The following is a 21,909-nucleotide window of genomic DNA, read 5'->3' as shown; positions in this document are numbered from 1 at the left end:
GACCCACGCACCGGACCGGCGCGCTACAGCACCCTCGGCGGGGTGTTGCCGGCGGCGACGATGGCGCGGCGGATCGGCACGGCGGCCAGCAGCGCGAACCCGACCACGAAGAAGATCAGCAGGGAGACCAGACCCACCCGGTAGGACTGGGTGAGCTGGAACACCAGCCCGAACGCGAGGGGTCCGAGCCAGCTGGTGCCCTTGTCGCTGATCTCGTAGAAGCCGTAGTACTCGCCCTCCTTGCCGGCGGGGATGAGCTGGCTGAACAGCGACCGGCTCAGTGCCTGGCTGCCGCCGAGGACCAGGCCGATCGCCCCGCCGAGGATCATGAACGGCAGTGGGGCCTTCTCGGGCAGCCGGAACGCGGCGATGATCACACCGGTCCACAGCACGAGGCTGAGCAGCACCGTCTTCCACGCCCCGATCCGCCGGGCCAGCGCGCCGAGGCCGAGGGCGCCGCCGAAGGCGAGGAACTGCACCAGCAGGATCGTCACGATCAGGGTGCCCTGCTCCAGGTGCAGCTCCTCGGTGCCGTACTGGCTGGCCAGGGTGATCACGGTCTGGATGCCGTCGTTGTAGACCAGGAACGCCAGCAGGAAGTACAGGGTCAGCGGGTACGCCTTGATCTCCCGCAGGGTACGGCCGACCTGCCGGAACCCGTCGACGAGCACGTTGCCGCCGGCGCGCAGCGCCGCGGCGGTGCGGTGTTCACGCAGCCAGCGCAGCGGCACCAGGGTGAACACCGCCCACCACACGCCGGCGGACACGATCGACCAGCGGGCCAGGTCCAGGGTGCGCTGCGGGTTGCCGTCCTCGCTGAACATCGTGACCGCGACCAGGTTCAGCGCCAGGAGCACCCCGCCGCCGAGGTAGCCGATGGCCCAGCCGCGGCTGGAGATGCCGTCGCGTTCGTCGGGGCCACCGAGCTGCGGCAGGAACGAGTTGTAGACGACCACGGCGGCGCCGAAGGCGATGTTTGCGACGAGGAACAGCGCCCCGCCGAGCAGGTACCGCTCACCGGTGACGAGGGCCATCGCGATGGTCGCCCCGGCGCCGGTGAACGCCGCCGCCCCGAGCAGCCGCCTCTTGTGCGCCGAGCGGTCGGCGACCGCGCCGATCACGGGCAGCACGAACACCGTCAGCAACACCGACAGGGAGATCAGGTACGGGTAGTACGAGCCGGCGGCGACCCGGATGCCCAGCGGGTGGACGTAGCCGTCGCAGCTGTCCGCGCCGAGCTCGCAGCCGGCGGCCAGTTCGGTGACGGTGGTCAGGAACGGGCCGAGGAACACGGTGATGACCGTGGTCTGGAAGGCCGAGTTGGCCCAGTCGTAGAGGTACCAGCCGCGCCGCTCGCGGGCGGTGCTCGCCGGCGGCGGGGGGTTGTCCACCGTCGGGGTGACGGTCTCGGCCATGGGGGTTTTCCTCCGCCGGTTCTCAGGCGGCCCAGTGGCCGCGGCTGCGGTAGACGTCGCGCAGCACGCCGACGTGATCGGTCATGATGCCATCCACTCCAAGATCAAGTAACTCGTGCATCTCGGCAGGTTTGTCGATCGTCCAGACGTGCACATGCAGTCCGAGCCGGTGGGCGTAGTCGATCAACCGGCGGTCCACGACCGGGATCCGGCCGTAGCGGGGCGGGACCTGGGCGGCGACCACCGACGGGGGCAGCCGCAGCGGCCGGCCGTGCAGGGACGCCACCCGCAGCCGGGCCACCCCGCGCATGCCGAGGCCGGTGGCGATCCGCCCGCCGGTCAACGCCCGCAGCCGGGCCAGCCGGGCGTCGCTGAACGAGGCCAGCAGCACCCGGTCGCCGGCGCCGGCCCGCCCGAGCGCGGCGACGGTCGCCTCGACGCCCCCGTCCGCCTTGACGTCGATGTTGAACCTCACGTCCGGCCAGGCGCCGAGAACATCGTCGAGGCGGGGCACCACGGCGGCGCCGCCGACCCGCACCGAGGCCAGGTCGGCCCAGCGCAGGTCGGCGATGCGCCCCGGCTCGCCGGTGACCCGACGCAGGGTGTCGTCGTGGAAGACCACAGCGACGCCGTCGGCGGTGCCGTGCACGTCGGTCTCGACGTACCGGTAGCCCAGGTCGACGGCGCGGGAGAACGCGGCGACGGTGTTCTCGTCGCCGTCGGCCGCACCGCCACGGTGGGCGAACGCCAGCGGCGCGGGCGCGTCGAGGTAGCCGGAGCGGGGCTGCACGGTGGGCAGTATGCCGGGCCGCAGTGGCCGGCGGGTGTCCGGCCGGGAATGAACCGCCGTCAGGGCGGCCAGCCGGTTACCACCCGGCCGTCGGGGTCGGCGAGTTCGACGCCGACGAAACTGCCGGGCCGCCGCGCAGGTCCGCACCCGGGGCGGGGTGGCAGTTTCGCCGGATCAGACGCGGGACCGTCTGCGCAAGCGGCCGGGGCATTGCCGGTGATCCGGAGGTGACACTAGTATCGGACATCGTGACTGCCGGGTCGGCCTTGGGCCACGAGCGGACAGGGCACCCGGCCGAGGCGTGAGGGCCGGGCGGGCCCGCGGCCCGCCGTGCGTGAGTGACATCCACCGCCCCGCCCCGCGCGGGCGGCTCGTCCTGCCGCTTCACGTCACCTTCCGCAGCGCCCCCGACGTGGCCCCTCCGGGGGCCACTCGCCGGCCGCTTCTTCCCGTCACCCGTCGCCCGCCCCGCGCGAGGCGAGCACCCGGTCCGGAGAATGGACACCGCATGCCCAACGACTTCAACCAGCAGATCATCGAGGAGTTCCGCGCCAACGGCGGCCGGGTCGGGGGGTGGTTCGAGGGCGCCCGGCTGCTGCTGTTGACCACCACAGGGGCACGCGCCGGCGCACCGCACACCACCCCGGTGGGCCGGGTGACCGGCGAGGACGGCCGGGTTCTCGTCATCGCCTCGGCCGGGGGAGCGCCGCGGGACCCGCAGTGGTTCCGCAACCTGACGGCTGATCCGCTGGTCACCGTCGAGGACGGGACGTCGACCTGGCGGGCGCGGGCGGTCGTGCTGGCCGGCGACGAGCGGGACCGGGCCTTCGCCCGCGCGGCGCAGGCCGACCAGGGCTGGGCCGACTACCAGGCCCGGGCGGGCCGGGTGATCCCGGTGGTGGCGTTGGAACCGGCCGCCTGACCCGCCTGACCCGGTCGCGTCGGGGCGCCCCGACGCGACCGGGTCAGGGCCGCAGTCCCCGCCGGTGGGAGCGGCTGGTGTCGCTGGGGCGGCCCGGGTCGACGTGCCGGGGCCGGTCGGGCTCGTCGGGGCGCAACGGGACCAGGCTGTCGGTGATCGCGTCGATGATCCGGTCGGTGGCCCGGGCCGCCGCGCCCGGGGCCGCAGGGTCGATGCCGGTCAGGTCCACGGGCGCCCCGAAGTGCACCCTGAGCACCGGCCGGCGAACCACCGCCCGGGCGACGGCGCGCAGCATGCCCTTCGGGGCCCGGTAGGGCAGCACCTCGTGGGAGCCCCACTGCGCGACGGGCACCACGGCGGCGCCGCAGGCGAAGGCGAGCCGGGCGGTCCCGGTCTTGCCGCGTTCGGGCCACAGGCCGGGGTCCAGGCCGATGCGGCCCTCCGGGTAGACCAGGATCACCGACCCGTCGGCCACGGCCCTGGCCGCGTCGTCGAGGGCCCGGTGCACGGCGTCGGTGCCCCGGTCCACGCGCAGGTGCCCGGCGCGGCGCATCGCGGCACCGACGAGCGGGGTGCGGAACAGGCCGCCGGTGGCCATGATCCGGGGGGCGACGCCGCGGGCGCGGCAGGCGGCGGCGAGGACCACCGGGTCGAACGGGCTGAGGTGGTTGGCGGCCAGGATCAGCGGGCCGCGGCGCAGCCGGTCAGGCACGTCGCCGGTGACTTCGAGGCGGGCCAGGGCGCCGACGAGGGCGCGGGCGAACAGTTGGGCGCCGCGCCAGAGCAGGGGCGGCCGCCAGGGGCCGGTCGGGGTGTCCATCAGCGCACGATCGTCGCACGCCGCCGCCACCGCCGGGGGACCGCCCGCCCGGGTGGGCCGAGCGGCAGTGGTGATCAAGGCCATTGGTCCCGGGCCGGCTCGGGACCTCCGCCCCTGACAACTCCCCTACGACACCCAGTAGTATCTACTACGTCTCGTAGTATGAAAGGCTGGGGGTTATCAGGTGGACGCATTGGACGTCGCCCGCTGGCAGTTCGGTGTCACCACCGTCTACCACTTCTTGTTCGTGCCGCTGACCATCGGCCTGTCCGTGCTCGTCGCCATCCTGCAGACCCTGTGGCACCGCACCGGCAACGAGCGCTACCTCAAACTCACCAAGTTCTACGGCAAGCTCTTCCTGATCAACTTCGCGATGGGCGTGGTCACCGGCATCGTGCAGGAATTCCAGTTCGGCATGAACTGGAGCGACTACTCCCGCTTCGTCGGCGACATCTTCGGCGCCCCCCTGGCCATCGAGGCCCTCGTCGCCTTCTTCCTCGAATCCACCTTCATCGGCCTGTGGATCTTCGGCTGGGACCGGCTGCCCAAACGCCTGCACCTGGCCGCCATCTGGGCCGCCGCCATCGGCACCAACCTCAGCGCCTACTTCATCCTCGCCGCGAACTCCTTCATGCAGAACCCCGTCGGCTACCGCATCAACCCCGACACCGGCCGAGCCGAGCTCACCGACTTCCTCGCCGTGCTCACCAACAAGGTCGCCCTCATCACCTTCCCGCACACCCTCGCCGGAGCGTTCCTCGTCGCCGGGTCCCTCGTCGTTTCCGTCGGCCTGTACCACGTCATCCGCCACCGCGACAGCGCCGACACCGGCGCCTACCGCTTCGCCACCAAGTTCGGCTCCTGGGTCGTGCTGATCTCCTCGGCGCTCGTACTCATCACCGGCGACATCCAGGGCAAGATCATGACCCAGGTACAGCCGATGAAGATGGCCGCCGCCGAGGGCCTCTACACCACCGAGAGCCCCGCCTCCTTCTCCGTACTCACCATCGGCAGCCTCGACGGCAGCCGCGAGGTCTTCGCCCTCAAGATCCCCTACCTGCTGTCCTACCTCGGCACCGGCGACCCCAACGGCACCGTCCACGGCATCGACGACCTACAGGCCCAATACGCCAGCCAGTACGGCGCCGGCAGCTACACCCCGATCATCCCCATCACCTACTGGAGCTTCCGCTTCATGATCGCCTTCGGCCTCGCCGCCGCCGCGATCGCCCTGCTCGTCCTCTGGGCACAGCGCAAGGGCCGCACCCCCACCAGCAAGTGGCTCCTGCGCGCCGGCCTGGTCATGCCGCTGCTACCCCTCGCCGCCAACTCGTTCGGCTGGATCTTCACCGAAATGGGCCGCCAACCCTGGATCGTCTTCGGCGAGATGCTCACCCGCGACGGCGTGTCCCGCAGCGTCTCCCTCACCGAGGTCCTCACCTCCTTCACCGCCTTCACCCTCATCTACGCCATCCTCGCCGTCATCGAGGTCAAACTCCTGCTCCGCTACGCCAAGGCCGGCGTACCCGACCTCACCGACACCCCCGAAATCGACGACAGCCACGACGACACCGAGCGCCCGCTCGCGTTCGCCTACTGACCCGGAGCCCACCGTGGAACTGACAACCATCTGGTTTCTCCTCGTCGCCGTGCTGTTCACCGGCTACTTCATCCTCGAAGGCTTCGACTTCGGCGTCGGCATGCTGCTACCCGTCCTCGGCCGCAACGACCGCGAACGCCGCGTCCTGATCAACACCATCGGCCCCGTCTGGGACGGCAACGAGGTCTGGCTCATCACCGCCGGCGGCGCCATGTTCGCCGCCTTCCCCGAGTGGTACGCCACCCTCTTCTCCGGCTTCTACCTGCCGCTGCTGCTGATCCTGCTGGCCCTGATCATCCGCGGCGTCGCCTTCGAATACCGCCACAAGCGCCCCGAAGCCTCCTGGAAACGCCGCTGGGACACGGCGATCTTCGTCGGCTCCCTGGTGCCGGCGATCCTCTGGGGCGTCGCCTTCGCCAACATCGTGCGCGGCGTACCCCTGGACGCCGACCACGAATACGTCGGCGGCCTGCTCAACCTCCTCAACCCGTACGCCCTGCTCGGCGGCGCCACCACCGCCGCCCTGTTCCTCACCCACGGCGCCGTGTTCATCGCGCTGAAGACCGTCGGCGACGTCCGCGACCGCGCCGGCAAGCTCGCGGTGCGCCTGGGCATCGCCACCGCCGTGCTCGCAGTGGCGTTCCTGAGCTGGACGTTGACCATCCGCTCCAGCACGGCCGCCGTCGTCTTCGCCGTCGGCGCGGCGCTGGCCCTGCTCGGCGGCCTCGCCGCCGCCCGCGTACGCCGCGAGGGCTGGGCGTTCACCGGCACCGCCGTGGCAATCGCGCTGGCCGTGGCAACACTGTTCGCGGCGCTGTTCCCGAACGTGCTGCCCTCCACCCTCGACGCCGCCGGCACGCTCACCGCCACCAACGCCGCCTCCACCCCCTACACCCTGAAGATCATGACCTGGGTGGCGGTCGTGTTCACCCCCATCGTCCTGGCCTACCAGGGCTGGACCTACTGGGTGTTCCGCAAGCGCATCGGCGTCGCCCACATCCCACACCACTGACCACCGACAACACGGCAGGGGCCGGCGCGGTAACCGCGCCGGCCCCTGCCGCACACCCCGAACAACAAAAACCCAGCCAGGCACACCACACCGCCGCTACCGTCACCCGATGCCCACCATCGACGTCCGGGAACTCACCCCCGACGACCTCACCGCCGCCTGGACCCTCGGCCGCCACGCCTTCGGGTCAGACCCCACCCGACCACCACCAACCACCACCCCACCCGGCCTCACCCGCTACGGCGCCTTCGACCCCACCGGCCAACTCCTCGGCAAAGCCGTCGACCTGCACCACGACCAGTGGTGGAACGGCCGCCCCGTGACCGCCGCCGACGTAGGCGGCGTCGCCGTCACCCCCGCAGCCCGCGGCCGAGGCGTCGCCCGCGCCCTACTCACCGGCCTCCTACGCGGCGCCCACGACCGCGGCGCCGCCGTCAGCGCACTGTTCCCCACCACCAGCGCCCCCTACCGCGCCTGCGGCTGGGAAGTCGCCGGCGCCCTCCACACCCTCGACCTGTCCACCGCCGCACTACCCCGACACCCACCCGCACCCCACCTCACCGTCCGCGACGGCAGCCCCGCCGACCTGCCCGCCGTCACCGACCTCTACGAAACCGTCACCCGCCACCGCCGCGGCCTACTCACCCGCCGCGGCCCCCTGTACGACCACCCCACCGACACCCTGCCCACCGACGGCCTCACCCTCGTCGAACACGACGGCCACCTCGTTGCCTACGCCACCTGGGACCGCGGCCGAGGCTACGGCCCCGACGCCGTCCTCACCGTCGACAACGCCCTCGCCACCACCGCCGACGCCGCCCGCGAACTCATCCGCACCCTCGCCACCTGGGCCAGCGTCACCCCCACCCTGCGACTCAACCTCCTCGACGGCGACGCCATCACCGCCCACCTGCCCCTCGAAGCCACCCGCGAACACCACCGCAACACCTGGATGCACCGACCCGTCGACATCACCCGCGCCATCACCCAACGCGGCTGGCCCACCCACACCCACGGCACCGTCACCTTCACCCTCCACGACCACCTCGCCGACTGGAACACCGGCACCTGGCGCCTCGACGTCGCCGACGGCACCGCCGAACTGCACCGCACCACCACCGACACACCCCTGCACCTGACCGTCCGAGGCTTCGCCCAGCTCTACACCGGCACCACCGACGCCGAAACCCTCCGCCACACCGGCCAACTGCACACCACCGCCCCCGCCGACCCCCGCCCACTCGACCTGCTCGCCGCCGCCGGCCCCGCCCACCTGCACGACTACTTCTAAACCCCGACACGCCCCCGCCCCCCGCCGCACACGGCGACGGAGGGCGGGGGACAGGCACACCAGGCGCGATCAACCTGCCTCGCGCAACTCCGCCAACCGCGCCTCGATCTCCGCCAACTCCGCCCGCAGCCTCCCCGCCTGCTGCTCCGCCTCCGCCCGCTCCGCGGCCAGGATCTGCTCCACCGCCTCCTGCACCCCCGGAACATCCACCAACACCACCATCCGCAACGCCTCCGCCGGCTTCACCACATACGGCTTCGCCAACGACTTCGCACCCTGCTGCGCCGCCACCGTCCACTCACCGTCGGCATACGCCAACGTCACCGTCAACCCCGCCGGACCCTTCGCCTTCACCGCCTTCACCGGCCGCCGCGCCGGCTTCGCCTCCACCTGCTGCTGCTCCACCTTCGGCTCCTCCCGCCGCGCCACCGGCACCCGCGGCGTGTCCAACACGAACTCCGGCTCCGCCGCAGGCGGCTCAGGCTCAGGCTCCGGTTCCGCCTTCACCTCCACCACCCGACGCCCCGCCCCCCGCGGCGCCACCGCCACATCGGCGGGGGAGAACGGCAACTCGTCCCGACCGAACCGCACCACCACGAACTCGTCGGACACCGACGGATCGGTCAACTCCACCACCTGGCCCACCTGACCGGCGATCTGACCCGCCGACGACGTGAACACCACCTTCGGCTTCCGGCCGGCCGCCAACGCCTCCCGGATGCTCTGCACCTCGTCAGTGGACAAACCCTGGCCCGCGGCAACCATCACAACCCTCTTCCGTACACCTGTCTGATTCCTGCCTTGATACCAGCCCGCTGCGACACCCCGAAGGTCAGCCCCCCAACGCCCGCAACGCCCGATCCGCATGCTCGTTCATCCCCAACTCGCTGTGCACCACCTCCACCACCCGCCGGTCAGACCCGATCACAAACGTCATCCGCCGCGAACCCAACGGCCCCAACGGCACCCGCCGCAACACCCCCAACCGCCGCGCCACCACACCGTCCACATCCGACAACAACGGATAATCGAACCCGTGCAAACGGGAGAACTCCGTCTGCTTCTCCACCGCGTCCCGACTGATCCCCACCCGAGACGCGCCCACCGCCGCGAACTCCGCCGCCAGATCCCGGAAGTGACAGCTCTCCGCCGTGCACCCCCGCGTCATCGCCGCCGGATAGAAGAACAACACCACCGGCCCCACCGCCAGGAACTCCGACAACCGCCGCAGCGTCCCCGTCTCGTCCGGCAACTCGAAATCCTCAACCAGGTCACCAACCCGCACACCCGACACCCGCACACCTCCGCTAGTCGACGCCGGCAGCGTAAGCGATCACCGGTGTGACCGGGCTCTCCACCAACACCGACCCACCCCCACCGGTACCGTCACCACCAGTACCGGGGGAGGAGCACCCATTGAATCCCGTCACCATCATCACCGGCGGCAGCCGCGGCATCGGCGCCGCCACCGCCCGCCGCCTCGCCAACCACGGCCACCACGTCGCCATCGGCTACCGCCGCGACCACCACGCCGCCGACACCGTCGTCGCCGACATCCGCGCCACCGGCCGCCACGCAGTCGCCGTCCCCGCCGACACCACCGACCCCGACGCCATCACCCGCCTCTTCGACGCCGCCGCCGACCTCGGCCCCCTCACCGGCCTCGTCAACAACGCCGGCGTCACCAGCCCCATCGGCCCCTTCACCGAACTACGCGCCGACGACCTGCGCCACGTCGTCGACGTCAACCTCATCGGGTACGTCCTCTGCGCCCAACAAGCCGCCCGCCGCCTCACCCACGGCGGCGCCATCGTCAACGTCTCCTCCGCCGCCGCCACCCTCGGCAGCCCGGGGGAGTACGTCCACTACGCCGCCGTCAAAGCCGCCACCGACACCCTCACCGTCGGCCTGGCCAAAGAACTCGCCCCCCACGGCATCCGCGTCAACGGCGTCGCCCCCGGCATCGTCCGCACCGACCTGCACGCCCTCTCCGGCGCACCCGACCGCGCCGACACCGCCGCCGACCGCATCCCACTCGGCCGCGCCGGCGAACCCGACGAGATCGCCGCCGCCATCGCCTGGCTCCTCAGCCCCGACGCCAGCTACACCACCGGCGCCGTCCTACGCGTCTCCGGCGGCCTCTGACGTGGGCACGCCCCGCTACCCGGCGCGCGGGCGCGCCCACCTGACGAACCGGTCGGTCAGCTCACAGGCGATCCCGCACGCCCGGCAGCGCCACGTCGGACGACTCGGCAGATGACCCCGGCGGCTCATCCCGACGCCCGCGCCGGCCGACGCCCCGGCGGCAGCGCGACCGGCGGCAACCAACGCTGCCGCACGTAGCGAATCATCCCCGCCGGGCCCGTCGAGGCGGACCAGCCGTCCGTTGCCCGAGGCAGCCCCGATCACTACGTACGTACCCCTGTCGGTTCCCCCTCAGCCCGTGAACAGATTCGCCGCCGTCAGCACCGTCTGCACCACCCCGTACCCCAGCAGCGCGCCCACCAGCAACCAGGAGATCCACAACCGGCCGGTCTGCCCGGACGAACCGTTGCTCATCGCGCTATCCCTCCCTGCACCCCGCCCGAACCGACGGGCGTCGGCTCGTGGAACCGTTCCGGCACCGGCCGCACCAGCAGGTTCGCCACGAACCCCACCGCCAGCACCCCCACCATCGTCAACAGCGCCGGCCGGTACCCCGCCGCCGTCAGCGTCCCCGGCGCACCCTTCGCGTCGAGAAACCCGTTGATGATCAACGGACCGGCGACCCCCGCCGCCGACCACGCCGTCAACACCCGGCCGTGGATCGCTCCCACCTGGTACGTGCCGAACAGGTCCCGCAGGTACGCCGGCATCGTGGCGAACCCGCCCCCGTAGAACGACACGATCACGCACGCCAACAACACGAACAGCGCCGTCGCCACCTGCCCGAACAACGCCAGCAGCAGGTACAACACCATCCCCACACCCAGGTACAGCACGTACACCGGCTTACGGCCGATCATGTCCGACGCCGACGACCACACGAACCGGCCACCCATGTTGAACAGCGACAGCAGCCCCACGAAACCGCCCGCCGCCGCCACCGACACCGCCGACGCGCCCTCCTCACGGAAGAAGTCCTGGATCATCGGACTCGCCTGCTCCAGGATGCCGATCCCGGCCGTCACGTTGCAGAACAACACCACCCACAGCAACCAGAACTGCCGCGTCCGCACCGCGTTCGCCGCCGACACGCTCGCCGTGGTCACCATCGGCCTCGCCGTCGTCCGCGCCGGTTCGAACCCCGCCGGCCGCCAGTCCGCCGCTGGAACCCGCACGTTCGCCACCCCGAACATCATGATCACGAAGTAGCCGACGCCCAGCGTCACGAACAGCCACACCATCGCCGTCCCCGACGCCGTCGCGCCCGCGACGGCGTCCGGGTCATAGCCCGAGTCGTAGAGCGACAACAGCTGCCGGGACAGGGGAGAGGCCACCATCGCGCCACCCCCGAACCCCATGATCGCCAACCCGGTAGCCAGACCCGGACGGTCCGGAAACCACTTGATCAACGTCGACACGGGGGAGATGTAGCCGATCCCCAACCCGATCCCGCCCAGCAGCCCGTACCCCACGTACAGCAGCCACAACTGATCCGTCGCGATCCCCACCGCACCGACCAGGAACCCCGCCGCCCAGAAGCACGCCGAGACGAACATCGCCTTACGCGGACCGTTGCGCTCCACCCACGTACCGGCCACCGCCGCCGACAACCCCAGCATCACGATCGCGATGCTGAAGATCACCCCAATCGCCGTCTGGCTCGCGTCGAAGTGGGCGATCAGCGAATTCTTGTACACGCTGGTTGCGTAGACCTGCCCGATGCACAGATGGATCGCCAACGCGGCCGGCGGAATCAGCCAACGGCTGTACCCGGGCGGCGCGACGGTGTGCCGACGGTCGAGTGCGGAAAGCATGCTGCCTTCTTCCCGAAAGTTGACGAAAGACTCTCCGCCTGAGGCTCGCTCCCCCCGCGCCGGGCGTCCGCCCCGCCTCACCCCGCCCGCCTCACCCCGGTGATCATGAAGTTATTGCCATGGATCTCGGGCGTGTCGTGGCAATAACTTCATGATCACCGGGGTGAGGCGGGGCAGTGGACATACGGCCCCACCTTCCGCGTGCGCGGCGCAGCGGGGTGAGTCGACAGCCGACGGTGACGGACACGTCGGCGACGCGGAGATCACTTGGCGATGCGCGCAGGTGCGGGTGGCCGGGTTGCCTTTCGGGTGTGGGAAGTCCTTGCAGCTCACGGCACTCCCTCCTGGCGATTCGATAATGCACATTATGTCAAGTAAGCCGTTCGGGCACCCCTTCCGCAGGAGCAGCGCCCGGCAAAGGCCGGCACTCCGGGGCCCCGTTGCCCAACGCCATGCCCGACGGGACTCCTGCCCCCCACGCAATCCCACGCCCGACCCCCAGCACCAGCCATCGCCTCCGACCACACCGAGGGCCGGTCCGCTTGACCGCGCAGGCCCTTTGATCCACGGCCCCGCACCCGCCCTCCACCCGCCGGACCGCCTTCGGCGGTGATCAAGAGCTTGATCACCGCCGAAGGCGGGAGCGGGAGTCGGGCGATGCCGGCCGGGGTTGAGGCGCCAGGGCCTCCACTCCCCTGGGGGTCGCCGGTAACCCGAAAATCATGCATAATATCCCTTATGCATGACAAACAGGACGAATCGGTACGGTCGTTGATCGAGGAGTTCCTGACCGCTCGGGCCACGCGCAAGCCTTCCCCCCACACGTTGGAGGCGTACCGGCGGGATCTGTGCGCGGTGGCGGCCCTGGCCGGCGAGGCTCTTGTCCCTCCCCTGCCGTCGGACGCGCTTCCGGTCACCGGCCTCTCCCCCAGGGTCATGCGGGCGGCGTTCGCCCGGTTCGCCGCCCCCCGCGCCGTGGCCTCGGTACACCGCGCCTGGTCGACGTGGAACAGCTTCTTCTCGTTCCTGGTCGCCGAGGGGGTGGTGGCGGGCAACCCGATGCCGGCGGTGGACCGACCCCGTGCCCCGCTCCCCCAGCCCAAGCCGCTGCGCGGTGAGGACACCCCGGAGCAGTTGCTCGCTGCGGTGTCCCGGGAGGACGGCCGGCAGCGCGATCCGTGGCCGGAGCGGGACGTGGCGGTGTTGGCGTTGGCGCTGTGCGCGGGGCTGCGCCTGTCGGAGTTGCTGGCGCTGCGGGTCGCGTCGCTGGCGGGGCGGCCCGGTGAGCGGCGGGTCGACGTGATCGGCAAGGGCGGCCGGCCGAGGGTGGTGCCGATCGAGCCGGAGCTGGACCGGGTGGTGGTGGCGTACCTGGACAGCCGGGCTAGGCGGTTCGGGTCGCGGTCGGTGCGGCCCGATTCGCCGTTGCTGCTGGACCGGCGGGGTGAGCCGCTGCGCCGGGGCGGCCTGCAGTACCTGGTGGAGTCCTGTTACCGGCGGGCCGGGGTGGTCGACCGGGTGCCGCGGGGGGCGCAGTTGCACGCGTTGCGGCACACGTTCGCGACGCGGTTGGCGGAGGACGGGGCGAGCGCGGCGGAGATCATGCGGTTGCTGGGGCACGCGTCGTTGGCGTCGTCGCAGACGTACATCGAGGTGACGGCGGGTCAGCAGCGGGCTGCGGTGCGGTCCAACCGCACCAACCGGGCGTTGGTGGGGTTGGTGCGGTTACAGGAGGGCGCGGGGTGACCGGCGGGGTGCGGGGTGTGGCAGGGTGCAGGGGTACGCGACTGGCGGCATCGGGGATGGGATCGACCATCGGGGAGCTCGCCGTGGGGGTCGTCCGCCTGGGCTCCTGCGGGCGAGGTGGTGCCATGTCTTCTTCTGCGGTTTCCTCGGGTGGGGTTTCTTCGGGCGCGGCGCGGTTGTTGCCGGGTGGGCCGGTGGCGCAGCAGGTGCTGGGTGAGGTGGCGGCGGAGGTCGCGGCGTTGCGGGCGGTGGGGGTGACGCCGTCGTTGGCGACGGTGCTGGTGGGCGACGACGACGCGAGTGCCGGGTACATCCGGATCAAGCAGCGGCAGGCGGCGGAGTTGGGGTTCGCGTCGCCGCATGTGCATCTGTCGGCGTCGGCGTCGCAGGCGGATCTGCACCGGGTGGTCGAGGAGTTCAACTCCGACGCGGGTGTGCACGGGGTGTTGGTGCAGCATCCGATTCCGGGGCACCTGGACTACGACCGGGCGTTGCAGGTGTTGGATCCGGACAAGGACGTCGACGGGATGCATCCGGTGAACATGGGGCGGTTGGCGCTGGGGTTGCCGGGGCCGTTGCCGTGTACGCCGGCGGGGATCGAGGCGTTGTTGGCGTTCCATGGGGTGCCGGTGGCGGGTCGTGAGGTGGTGGTGCTGGGTCGGGGTGCGACGTTGGGGCGGCCGTTGGCGATGTTGTTGGCGCAGAAGCGGCCGACGGCGAATGCGGCGGTGACGGTGGTGCACACGGGGGTGGCGGACTGGCCGCGGTACACGCGGCGGGCGGAGATCCTGGTGGCGGCGGCGGGGGTGCCGGGGATCGTGCGGCCGGAGCATGTGCGGCCGGGCGCGGTGGTGGTTGGTGGCGGGGTGCGGTATGAGGGCCGGCGGTTGTTGCCGGATGTGGACGAGTCGTGTGCGCGGGTGGCGGGGGCGATTACGCCGCGGGTTGGTGGGGTGGGGCCGACGACGGTGGCGATGTTGTTCCGTAATGCGGTGGTGGCGGCGGCGCGGGCGGCTGGGTTGGGGTGAGGGTGTTGTGGGTGCACGGCGATGACGATGTGTTTGCCGTGTGGGTTGATTGTCGGGCCGGTCGGGGGGAACCTGGCCGGCCCGGCGCCTGTGGTCAGCGGCGCTGCCCGTGCAGCGGGGTGGCTTTGGTGATTCCTGCGGGTTGCCAACACTGGCCCGCTGGTCACGTCGGGCGAGGAACGATGGTTGTTCGAGCCGTTCGTCCGGGGCGGAGCCGGCGGCACCTGTGGGGGCCGGGCCCTCCCGGGTGCCGGAGACGATCAGCTCGCGGATGAACTCTGCCAGGGCGGCGAAGACGTGGAACACGAGCCGGCCGCCGGGGGTGGTGGTGTCGAGGTTCTTGTGCAGCGAGGTGAACTCGACATCGCGGAGTAGCCCACCAGCACGGCTCACAGGTTGTGGTGATCTACCCGGCGAGTCGCCGAACGTCGTCGAGAGTGAAGCCGGCACGCACGAGTTGATCGCCGTCGAGGTGGTACCGGCCCCGCTCGTCGCCCACCACCTGCAGGTGGGTGGGGCGGACGTCAGCGAAGATCGTGCCCTGGTCAGACACCAGGAACAGCAGCACATGGTCACCGACCGACCAGGGTGTGTGCACGCTGTCCGGATCCTGCTTGCCGGTGTAGTCGTATTCCAGGGCGACGACATCCCCCGCCGGCCCCTTGAGCGTCTTTTCGACGCGAACGCTGGCGAGGATGTACGGCACACCGCCCTGGACCTGGCGGACACCACGGTCCACCCGGGTGACCGTTCCGACGACGATGCGGTCCGCCTGCGCCACCCGTTGCGGAAGTGTCAGCGGCGGTCCCGGCTTCTGCGCGGCGGATCCGGACCCGCTGGATACTGCGGTCGGGCGGGCGAAGTCTCCGGTTGGTTGCCGAACATCGTCTTCCGTCGTCGGGGCGACGGATGGCGGATAGGCGACAACATCCCTCTCCGAGCTTCGCGGTGCGGTGTGCGGCCCCAGAACCACGAACCCGGCCACCACAGTGGCGAGGGCAATCCCCGAACCGGCCGTGACGAGCACCCGTCGGGGTTCCCGCCACCAGCGCCAAAGTGTGTCGACGCTTGCGCTCCCCGGCTTCCGTCCACCGGCGTCGCGCGCCACTGCCGGGCCCGACGGCGACGGCGTTGGCCAGCGCGAGGTCCGGATCGCTGGTGAGCGGGACGGGCTTTCGCCGGAGGATGTCCTCGGCAGCCTGCCACCGGCCGCGGCGCCGCAGCCAGTCCCGGGCCAGGTTCGCGGCGACAGCGCACGCCCATGCCGCCCGGTTACGCAAGCCGGCCGGCGCCCGTTCGAGGACGCGAAGCTGGACCTCCTGCGCCGCGTCGTCGATGTCGTCGCCCCGCAACCCGGACAGGTACAGCACACCGCGCACCCGGTCCAGTTCCTCAGGATTGAGCACCCACCGCCTCCTCGCCGCTCGATCCTCTTCACTCCCTAGACGACGCAACCGCGCGGATCGTTCGGCGGCAGCCGAGAAACAGATCCGTCCCTCCATGGGAACCGCCCCGCCAGAGCGAAGGCTCCCGCTACCACATCCGATAGCTGAGGTCGACGACGAGGGGGCGGTGGTCGGAGATGGTGGTGGCGGGGGTGGTGACGGCGGTGACGGGTGGGAGGCGGTGGCGTTGGTGGGGGTCGGCGAGGATGTGGTCGAGTTGGACGCGGGGTCGGGTGGCGGGGTAGGTGGGGCGGCGGCCGAGGGGGGTCCAGCCGGAGATGAGTCGGGCGGGGCCGGCGGGGAGGTTGAGGTCGCCGAGGAGGATGCGGGGGGCGGGGAGGGCGCGTAGGGCGCGGATGGTCTGGCGGAGTTGGTGGGCGTTCCAGCCGGGGACGAAGGACAGGTGGGTGGCGGCGACGGTGATGTCGCCGTGGGGGGTGTCGAGGACGGCGGCGAGGACGACGCGGGGTTCGTCTTCGAGGAGGGTGAGGCCGGGGCCGGGTATGTAGACGGGTGAGCGGACGGGGGCGGGTTTGAGGCGGGTGACCTGCCAGGTGCGGACGGGGTGGCGGGTGATCAGGCCGATGCCGTAGCAGGGTTCGCCGTGTCCGTCGTCGTCGTGGCGCAGGGGGCGGAAGTGTTCGCCGGGGGTGCCGACGAGGGCGGCGGCGAAGCGGTGTTGGGGGGCGTTGAGGGCGCGGGCGGCGATGGCGGTGAGGTCGAGGTTGCCGCTGCGGGTCTGGTCGCGGTCGACTTCCTGTAGGGCGAGGATGTCGGCGTCGAGTGTGGTGACGGCGGCGGTGAGCTGGTCGGGGTCGACGAGTCCGTCGGTGAGGGATCGGCCGTGGAGCAGGTTGAAGGTGGCCAGGCGCACCTTTGCACCCTACGTGGGTGGTGGGAGGGTTGGCGGATGCTGAAGGTGTTGGTGTGTTCGATGGTGGTGTTCGTGGGGGTGGGTTTCGTGGGGGTGTGGTTGCGGCGTCGGCGTGGGCGGTGACGCCGTTCGGTCTGGTGTGGGGCCGGGTCGGGGGTGTCGGCCGGTGGGTGGGGGGCGGTGAGGTGCCGGCCGGTGCGGGTCGCGGGCCGGCCGGCCGGGGTGGGTCAGGCGTGGCGGACGATGTCGTCGTAGTCGAGGCGGGGCAGGCGGGGGAACCAGGCGTCGGGGCCGGGCTTGCCGAGGTTGGCCACGACCAGGGAGCGCCAGGTGCTGTCGGCGAACAGGTCGCGGTCGACGGCGGCGGCGTCGAAGCCGGTCATGGGGCCTGCGGCGAGGCCGGCGGCGCGGACGGCCAGCAGCCAGTAGCCGATTTGGAGGGTGGCGTTGAAGCGGGCCATGCCTTCGCGGGCGGCGGCGTCGGCGGCGAGTCCGTCGCGCATCTCGGGGCGGATCGGGAAGATGCGGGGGATGAATTCGTGGAAGTCGGTGTCGGCGGCGAGGACGGCTACGACGGGGGCGGTGGCGGTCTTGGCGCGGTTGCCTTCGGACATGTGGGTGAGCAGTCGGTCGCGGGTTTCGCCGGGGCGGGTGTAGAGCACTCGTAGGGGCTGGGTGTTGGCGGCGGTGGGTGGGTACTTGGCGAGGTCGAAGATGGCGCGGAGTTGGGCGTCGGTGACGGGTTCGTCGGTGAAGGTGTTGGCGGTGCGGGCGTCGGTGAACAGTTGTGCTTGGGCTGCGGCGTCGAGGGTGATCAGGTTGGGTGTGACGGTGTCGGTCATGTGGGGTTTCCTTCGGGGCGGGGACGTTAACTACGCAGAGGCTAGCAGCTAGTTTTTTCGAAGTTGCTTTGTCGTGGGTAAGGCCACGTATCGTGGGGGCATGACGCCCCGCTCCCCCACCGGTGAGGTCCCCCGGTCTTGCGACGGGGGGTTGACGCGGGCGTTCGCGTTCCTCGGCAAGCGGTGGAACGGGGTGCTGCTGGGCACTCTGGCGCATGGGCCGGCGGGGTTCGCCGAGCTGACCCGGGCGTTGCCGGGGATCAGCGAGTCGGTGCTGTCCGACCGGCTCGGCGAGTTGGCCCGGGTGGGGCTGGTGTGTCGCACCGTGCGGCAGGGTCCGCCGCTGGGGGTGAGCTACGAGCTGACCGAGCGGGGTGCGGCGGTGTTGCCGGCGTTGGACGCTCTGGCCCGGTGGGCGCACGAGAATCTGTCCGCCGAGGAGTGCGGCCGGGCGTGAGCGGGTTACCGCGCCGGGGCATGTGATCATCGTCGGATGCCGTTGCGCGCCGAACATGACCGGGTGTTGCTGGGGCGGTTGCTGGGTCGCGACCCGGCGCTGCACGCGTACCAGTTGGGTGACCTGGACGATTTCTTCTGGCCGTACACGTCGTGGTTCCGTCGCGGGGAGCAGGTCGCGCTGCTGTACCACGCGGTGGCGCCGCCGACGTTGCTGGCGTTCGCCGACGCCGCCGGCCGGGAGGAGTTGGCGGCGCTGCTGACCGACCTGGCGCCGGTGTTGCCGGCGCGTCTGTACGCGCACCTGTCCCCCGGTGTGGTGTCGGTGCTGGAGGGCGGGTTCCACGTCGCCGATGGTGGCGCGTACCGGAAGATGGCGTTGACCGACCGGGCGCGGCTGGCTGCGGTCCCCGGCGAGGGGCAGCCGTTGGGCGTCGCTGACCTGCCGGAGCTGACGGGGCTGTACGCGGCGGCGTACCCGGGTAACTGGTTCGACCCGAGGATGCTCGACACGGGCCGGTATGTGGGGGTGCGCCGCGACGGGCGGCTGGTGGCGGTGGCCGGGGTGCACGTGTACTCCTCGGCGTGGCGGGTGGCGGCGCTGGGTAACGTCACCACCCGTGCCGGGTACCGGGGGCGGGGCCTGGCGGCTGCGGCGGTGTCCGCGCTGTGCCGGCGGCTGGCCGCCGACGTCGACCACGTCACGTTGAACGTGAAGGCCGACAATGTGGCGGCGCTGCGGCTGTACGACCGGCTCGGGTTCACCCCGGTGGCCGGGTACAACGAGTACACCCTCACCGCGTGCGCGGGACCGCGGTGACGGCCCCGCCGCGCGCCGAGCCGCCGGCGGGTCCCGCCGTGGGGCTGTGGCGGCGTCGGTGGGTGCGGCTGCTCGCCGTCGCCGTGGGGGTGCTCGGCGCGGCTGTGGTGGGTCTGCGGGGGCGGCTGCCGGACCCGCGGGAGTTCCTCGCCGCGCTGACCGGCGCCGGTTACGGGTGGGTGGTGCTGGCGGTGCTGCTGCAGGTCGTCTCGCTGGCGGCGTTCGCGTTGCAGCAGCGGCGGCTGCTCGACGCCCTGGGGGTGCGCCTGCGGCGCGGCCGGGTGGTGGCGATCAGCCTGGCCGGCACGGCGTTGTCGATTTCGCTGCCGGCCGGGGCGGCGGTGTCCACCGGGTACGCCATCCGGGAGTACGAGCGCGCCGGGGCGTCCCGTGAGGTCGCGGCGGCCTCGGCGGTGGTGTCGGGGTTGGCGTCCATCGGTGGGTTGGCTCTGCTCTACGTGGGTGGGGGTGCGGTGGTGCTCACCCGTGCCCCGGGTGGGTGGGACTGGCGTGCGCTGGCTGTCGTGGCGGTGCTCGGCGGGCTGGTCGCGCTGGTGGTGCTGGTCGGGCGTCGGCAGCCGCGTCGGCGTCCGGTGGGGTCTGCTTCGGGCGTCGATGTGTCGGGGGGTGCGGTGCGTCGGCGGGTGCGGGCGTTGTTGCTCTCGGCGCGTGAGGCGTGGTGGGCGGGGGCGTCGCTGCGGGTGCGGGACTGGGTGGGGGCGGTGGGCTACGCGGCGGTGAAGTGGGCGGCCGATCTGCTGTGCCTGGCCGCTGCGGCCCAGGCGTTGCGTCTGCCGGTGGGGGTGACCGCGCTGGCGGGCATCTACCTCGGTGTGCAGGTCGTGCGGCAGGTGCCGTTGACCCCTGGTGGGGTGGGTGTCATCGACACCGCTCTGGTCGCCGGGCTGACCGCCTCGGGCGCGACCGCGGTCAGCGCCGCCGCCGCGGTGCTGGTCTACCGGGTGTTGTCCTGCTGGCTGCTCATCCCGGTCGGCGGGGTCGCCGGGCTGATGCTGCGCGGCGGCCGGGTCTGAGGGTCGGGGCGGCCGGGTCACGGCGGTGGTGTCGGCGTCGGCCGGGTGGGGTGTGAGCGCGTTCCGCCGCCCGGGAGGTGGGTGGACGCGGTCGGGTCAGTGGCGGCGGGTGGGTGAGTCGAAGCGGCCGGCGCGGATCTCCCGCAGCGCCCGCCGGCGGGTGTCCCCGCGCAGGGTGTCGACGTAGAGGCGTCCGGCGAGGTGGTCGGTCTCGTGTTGCAGGGCGCGGGCGAGGAATCCGCTGCCGGAAATGGTCAGCGGCTCGCCGTGCTGGTCGAATCCGTGGGCGGTGGCGTGCAGGGCGCGGGGGGTCGGGAAGTACAGCCCGGGGATGGACAGGCAGCCCTCGTCGTCGTCCTGGAGTTCGTCGGACAACTCCACCGTCGGGTTGATCAGGTGGCCGCGGTGGCCGGCGGCGTCGTAGACGAACACCTGGGCGGGCACGCCGATCTGCGGGGCGGCGACGCCGGCGCGCCCGGGTGCGCCGAGCAGGGTGTCCATCAGGTCGCCGACCAGGGCGCGCAGGTCGGCGTCGAAGCTGGTCACCGGCTCGCAGGCGGTGCGCAGCACCGGGTCGCCGATGATCCGGATGGGCCGCATCGTCATGGCAGCAGGTTATCTGCCCGCGAAGCGGGCGCGGAGGCGAGGGCGGCGCGGACGGGCCGGGCCTTGGCGGCGGCCTCGGCGACCTCGGCGTCGGGGTCGCTGTCCCAGGTGATGCCGCCGCCGGCCCAGCCGTGCAGCAGGCGCCCGTCGGCGGCGGCGGTGCGGATGGTCAGGCCCAGGTCGACCCGGCCGGCGCCCACCCAGCCCAGCGCGCCCATGCTCGCGCCCCGGCCCACGGGTTCGCGGGCGGCGACGACGTCGAGGGCGGCCAGTTTGGGTGCGCCGGTGACCGACCCGCCGGGGCAGACCGCGCGCAGCAGGTCGGCCAGGCCCAGGCCGTCGGCGGGGGCCGCGGACACCGTCGACTCGGCCTGCCACAGGTCGCACCAGCGGCGTACGGCGAACAGTTCGTCGACGGTGACGGTGCCGGTGGCCGCGACGCGGGCCAGGTCGTTGCGTTCCAGGTCGACGATCATGATGTGTTCGGCGCGTTCCTTGGCCGAGGCGAGCAGTTCGACGCGGCCGGCGGCGGTGGCCGGGCGGGTGCCCTTGATCGGGCGGGTGACCAGCCGGCCGCCCTCGACGGCGATCAGGGTCTCCGGGGAGGCGCAGCCGATCGCCCAGCCGGGGCCGTGCAGGGTGCCGCCGTAGCGGGCGCCGGGCAGCCGGGCCAGCCGGGCCAGGGCGGGGCGGGGGTCGCCGGTGTACGGGGCGGCGGCGTGACCGACGAGGTTGACCTGGTAGACGTCGCCGCGGCCGATCGCGGCGCGCACGGCGGTCACGGCGTCGGCGTGCTGGCGGGTGCTCCAGCTCGGGGTCCAGTCGCCGACCCGCCAGGGGCCGGCGTGCGGGGCCGGTGCGGCGGTGCGGGTGGGGGTGTGCGCGTAGACGACCACGGCCAGGTCGGGCAGGGCGGGGGCGGGGCTGGGCGCGCCGGGCGGCGCGGCGGCCATCGCGGCCCCGGCGGCGGCCGAGACGTACACGGCGGCCCCGCACACCCCGCCCGGGTCGTGGGAGGCGGGGCGGGTCAGGTCGTCGACGCCGAGCCCGTGGGCGGTGAGGAACTCCTCGACGAGGCGGGCCGGGTCGCCGCCGTCGCGCTGACGCCAGTGCAGGCGGTCACGTTCGGTGAGGGTGCTGCGGCAGGCTGCGGGGGCGGCGGGCACGTCCACCCGCGTCAGTGGAAACGCTTCCACGCCGTCCGGCCCAATCCGCCTCGTCCGTTCAGTGGATTTCCCCTCGACATGAC

General features: G+C 72.1%; 22 protein-coding genes and 1 pseudogene. 10 read left to right on the top strand and 13 right to left on the bottom strand.

Annotated elements, in window-relative coordinates:
• Positions 1–23 precede the first annotated feature (23 nt).
• Together OG559_RS27825 and OG559_RS27820 are read right to left on the bottom strand one after the other, a co-directional pair.
• The gene (locus tag OG559_RS27825; protein WP_405109077.1) at positions 24–1,415 is read right to left on the bottom strand and encodes an MFS transporter; all 1,392 of its coding nucleotides are present in this window, start codon (positions 1,413–1,415) and stop codon (positions 24–26) included.
• Positions 1,416–1,437: 22 nt separating this feature from the next.
• Positions 1,438–2,205, bottom strand: coding sequence for a glycerophosphodiester phosphodiesterase (locus OG559_RS27820; RefSeq protein WP_405109074.1), 768 nt, complete (start codon positions 2,203–2,205; stop codon positions 1,438–1,440).
• 508 nt (positions 2,206–2,713) lie between these two features.
• Between OG559_RS27820 and OG559_RS27815 the strand changes: the two genes are divergently transcribed.
• Complete coding sequence (locus tag OG559_RS27815; protein ID WP_405109071.1) at positions 2,714–3,127, top strand: nitroreductase/quinone reductase family protein; 414 nt, start codon at positions 2,714–2,716, stop codon at positions 3,125–3,127.
• Positions 3,128–3,170: 43 nt separating this feature from the next.
• Here OG559_RS27815 and OG559_RS27810 read toward each other — a convergent pair whose 3' ends face one another.
• Positions 3,171–3,947, bottom strand: coding sequence for a lysophospholipid acyltransferase family protein (locus tag OG559_RS27810; protein ID WP_405109069.1), 777 nt, complete (start codon positions 3,945–3,947; stop codon positions 3,171–3,173).
• Positions 3,948–4,131: 184 nt separating this feature from the next.
• Between OG559_RS27810 and OG559_RS27805 the strand changes: the two genes are divergently transcribed.
• From OG559_RS27805 to OG559_RS27795, 3 genes are all read left to right on the top strand, one after another.
• Positions 4,132–5,547: a cytochrome ubiquinol oxidase subunit I gene (locus OG559_RS27805; RefSeq protein WP_405109066.1), complete on the top strand. Its 1,416-nt coding sequence runs from the start codon at positions 4,132–4,134 to the stop codon at positions 5,545–5,547.
• 13 nt (positions 5,548–5,560) lie between these two features.
• Positions 5,561–6,559, top strand: coding sequence for a cytochrome d ubiquinol oxidase subunit II (gene cydB / locus OG559_RS27800; protein ID WP_405109063.1), 999 nt, complete (start codon positions 5,561–5,563; stop codon positions 6,557–6,559).
• Between the two features lie 118 nt (positions 6,560–6,677).
• Positions 6,678–7,850, top strand: coding sequence for an enhanced intracellular survival protein Eis (locus OG559_RS27795; protein ID WP_405117023.1), 1,173 nt, complete (start codon positions 6,678–6,680; stop codon positions 7,848–7,850).
• A 69-nt stretch (positions 7,851–7,919) separates the two neighbouring features.
• On the opposite strand, the gene OG559_RS27790 is transcribed toward OG559_RS27795, so the two are convergent.
• Both OG559_RS27790 and OG559_RS27785 read right to left on the bottom strand, forming a co-directional pair.
• Positions 7,920–8,615, bottom strand: coding sequence for a hypothetical protein (locus OG559_RS27790; protein WP_405109060.1), 696 nt, complete (start codon positions 8,613–8,615; stop codon positions 7,920–7,922).
• Between the two features lie 67 nt (positions 8,616–8,682).
• Positions 8,683–9,144, bottom strand: a complete 462-nt coding sequence (locus OG559_RS27785) for a peroxiredoxin (protein WP_405109057.1) — start codon at positions 9,142–9,144, stop codon at positions 8,683–8,685.
• Between the two features lie 122 nt (positions 9,145–9,266).
• Here OG559_RS27785 and OG559_RS27780 point away from each other — a divergent pair, with 122 nt between their 5' ends.
• Positions 9,267–9,995, top strand: a complete 729-nt coding sequence (locus tag OG559_RS27780; RefSeq protein ID WP_396674251.1) for an SDR family NAD(P)-dependent oxidoreductase — start codon at positions 9,267–9,269, stop codon at positions 9,993–9,995.
• A 291-nt stretch (positions 9,996–10,286) separates the two neighbouring features.
• Here OG559_RS27780 and OG559_RS27775 read toward each other — a convergent pair whose 3' ends face one another.
• Both OG559_RS27775 and OG559_RS27770 read right to left on the bottom strand, forming a co-directional pair.
• The gene (locus OG559_RS27775; protein ID WP_256371549.1) at positions 10,287–10,409 is read right to left on the bottom strand and encodes a hypothetical protein; all 123 of its coding nucleotides are present in this window, start codon (positions 10,407–10,409) and stop codon (positions 10,287–10,289) included.
• Positions 10,406–11,809, bottom strand: a complete 1,404-nt coding sequence (locus OG559_RS27770; protein ID WP_405109052.1) for an OFA family MFS transporter — start codon at positions 11,807–11,809, stop codon at positions 10,406–10,408. The genes OG559_RS27775 and OG559_RS27770 overlap by 4 nt, the downstream gene beginning before the upstream one ends.
• Before the next feature lie 738 nt (positions 11,810–12,547).
• On the opposite strand from OG559_RS27770, the gene OG559_RS27765 reads away from it, so the two are divergent.
• Together OG559_RS27765 and OG559_RS27760 are read left to right on the top strand one after the other, a co-directional pair.
• The gene (locus tag OG559_RS27765; RefSeq protein WP_405109049.1) at positions 12,548–13,555 is read left to right on the top strand and encodes a tyrosine-type recombinase/integrase; all 1,008 of its coding nucleotides are present in this window, start codon (positions 12,548–12,550) and stop codon (positions 13,553–13,555) included.
• Between the two features lie 125 nt (positions 13,556–13,680).
• Positions 13,681–14,583, top strand: a complete 903-nt coding sequence (locus OG559_RS27760; protein ID WP_405109047.1) for a bifunctional 5,10-methylenetetrahydrofolate dehydrogenase/5,10-methenyltetrahydrofolate cyclohydrolase — start codon at positions 13,681–13,683, stop codon at positions 14,581–14,583.
• A 243-nt stretch (positions 14,584–14,826) separates the two neighbouring features.
• On the opposite strand, the pseudogene OG559_RS27755 reads toward OG559_RS27760, so the two are convergent.
• From OG559_RS27755 to OG559_RS27740, 4 genes and pseudogenes are all read right to left on the bottom strand, one after another.
• Positions 14,827–14,976, bottom strand: a pseudogene (locus tag OG559_RS27755) (recombinase family protein); the annotation flags it as partial.
• Positions 14,977–14,989: 13 nt separating this feature from the next.
• Positions 14,990–15,610: a hypothetical protein gene (locus OG559_RS27750; RefSeq protein WP_405109044.1), complete on the bottom strand. Its 621-nt coding sequence runs from the start codon at positions 15,608–15,610 to the stop codon at positions 14,990–14,992.
• Positions 15,611–16,116: 506 nt separating this feature from the next.
• A complete protein-coding gene (locus OG559_RS27745) occupies positions 16,117–16,902 on the bottom strand; it encodes an endonuclease/exonuclease/phosphatase family protein (RefSeq protein ID WP_405109041.1) in 786 nt (261 codons plus the stop codon).
• 227 nt (positions 16,903–17,129) lie between these two features.
• Positions 17,130–17,744: a malonic semialdehyde reductase gene (locus OG559_RS27740; RefSeq protein ID WP_405109038.1), complete on the bottom strand. Its 615-nt coding sequence runs from the start codon at positions 17,742–17,744 to the stop codon at positions 17,130–17,132.
• Between the two features lie 100 nt (positions 17,745–17,844).
• On the opposite strand from OG559_RS27740, the gene OG559_RS27735 reads away from it, so the two are divergent.
• From OG559_RS27735 to OG559_RS27725, 3 genes are read left to right on the top strand one after another with little or no spacing between them, the layout of a single operon-like run.
• Positions 17,845–18,201, top strand: coding sequence for a winged helix-turn-helix transcriptional regulator (locus tag OG559_RS27735; RefSeq protein ID WP_405109035.1), 357 nt, complete (start codon positions 17,845–17,847; stop codon positions 18,199–18,201).
• Between the two features lie 36 nt (positions 18,202–18,237).
• Positions 18,238–19,020 (top strand): GNAT family N-acetyltransferase, encoded by a 783-nt coding sequence (locus tag OG559_RS27730; RefSeq protein WP_405109032.1) that lies wholly within the window; start codon positions 18,238–18,240, stop codon positions 19,018–19,020.
• Positions 19,002–20,054, top strand: a complete 1,053-nt coding sequence (locus OG559_RS27725; RefSeq protein ID WP_405109029.1) for a YbhN family protein — start codon at positions 19,002–19,004, stop codon at positions 20,052–20,054. Before OG559_RS27730 ends, OG559_RS27725 begins: the two co-directional genes overlap by 19 nt.
• Positions 20,055–20,150: 96 nt before the next feature.
• On the opposite strand, the gene def is transcribed toward OG559_RS27725, so the two are convergent.
• Together def and OG559_RS27715 are read right to left on the bottom strand one after the other, a co-directional pair.
• A complete protein-coding gene (gene def / locus OG559_RS27720) occupies positions 20,151–20,660 on the bottom strand; it encodes a peptide deformylase (protein WP_405109026.1) in 510 nt (169 codons plus the stop codon).
• Positions 20,657–21,841, bottom strand: coding sequence for a chorismate-binding protein (locus OG559_RS27715; RefSeq protein ID WP_405117021.1), 1,185 nt, complete (start codon positions 21,839–21,841; stop codon positions 20,657–20,659). Before OG559_RS27715 ends, def begins: the two co-directional genes overlap by 4 nt.
• Positions 21,842–21,909: the final 68 nt, after the last annotated feature.

The sequence above is a fragment of the Micromonospora sp. NBC_01405 genome (genome assembly GCF_045040155.1).
GTDB lineage: Bacteria > Actinomycetota > Actinomycetes > Mycobacteriales > Micromonosporaceae > Micromonospora.
Note: the sequence above shows the minus strand (reverse complement) of the source record. Positions and strands in the feature narration are given on the sequence as shown.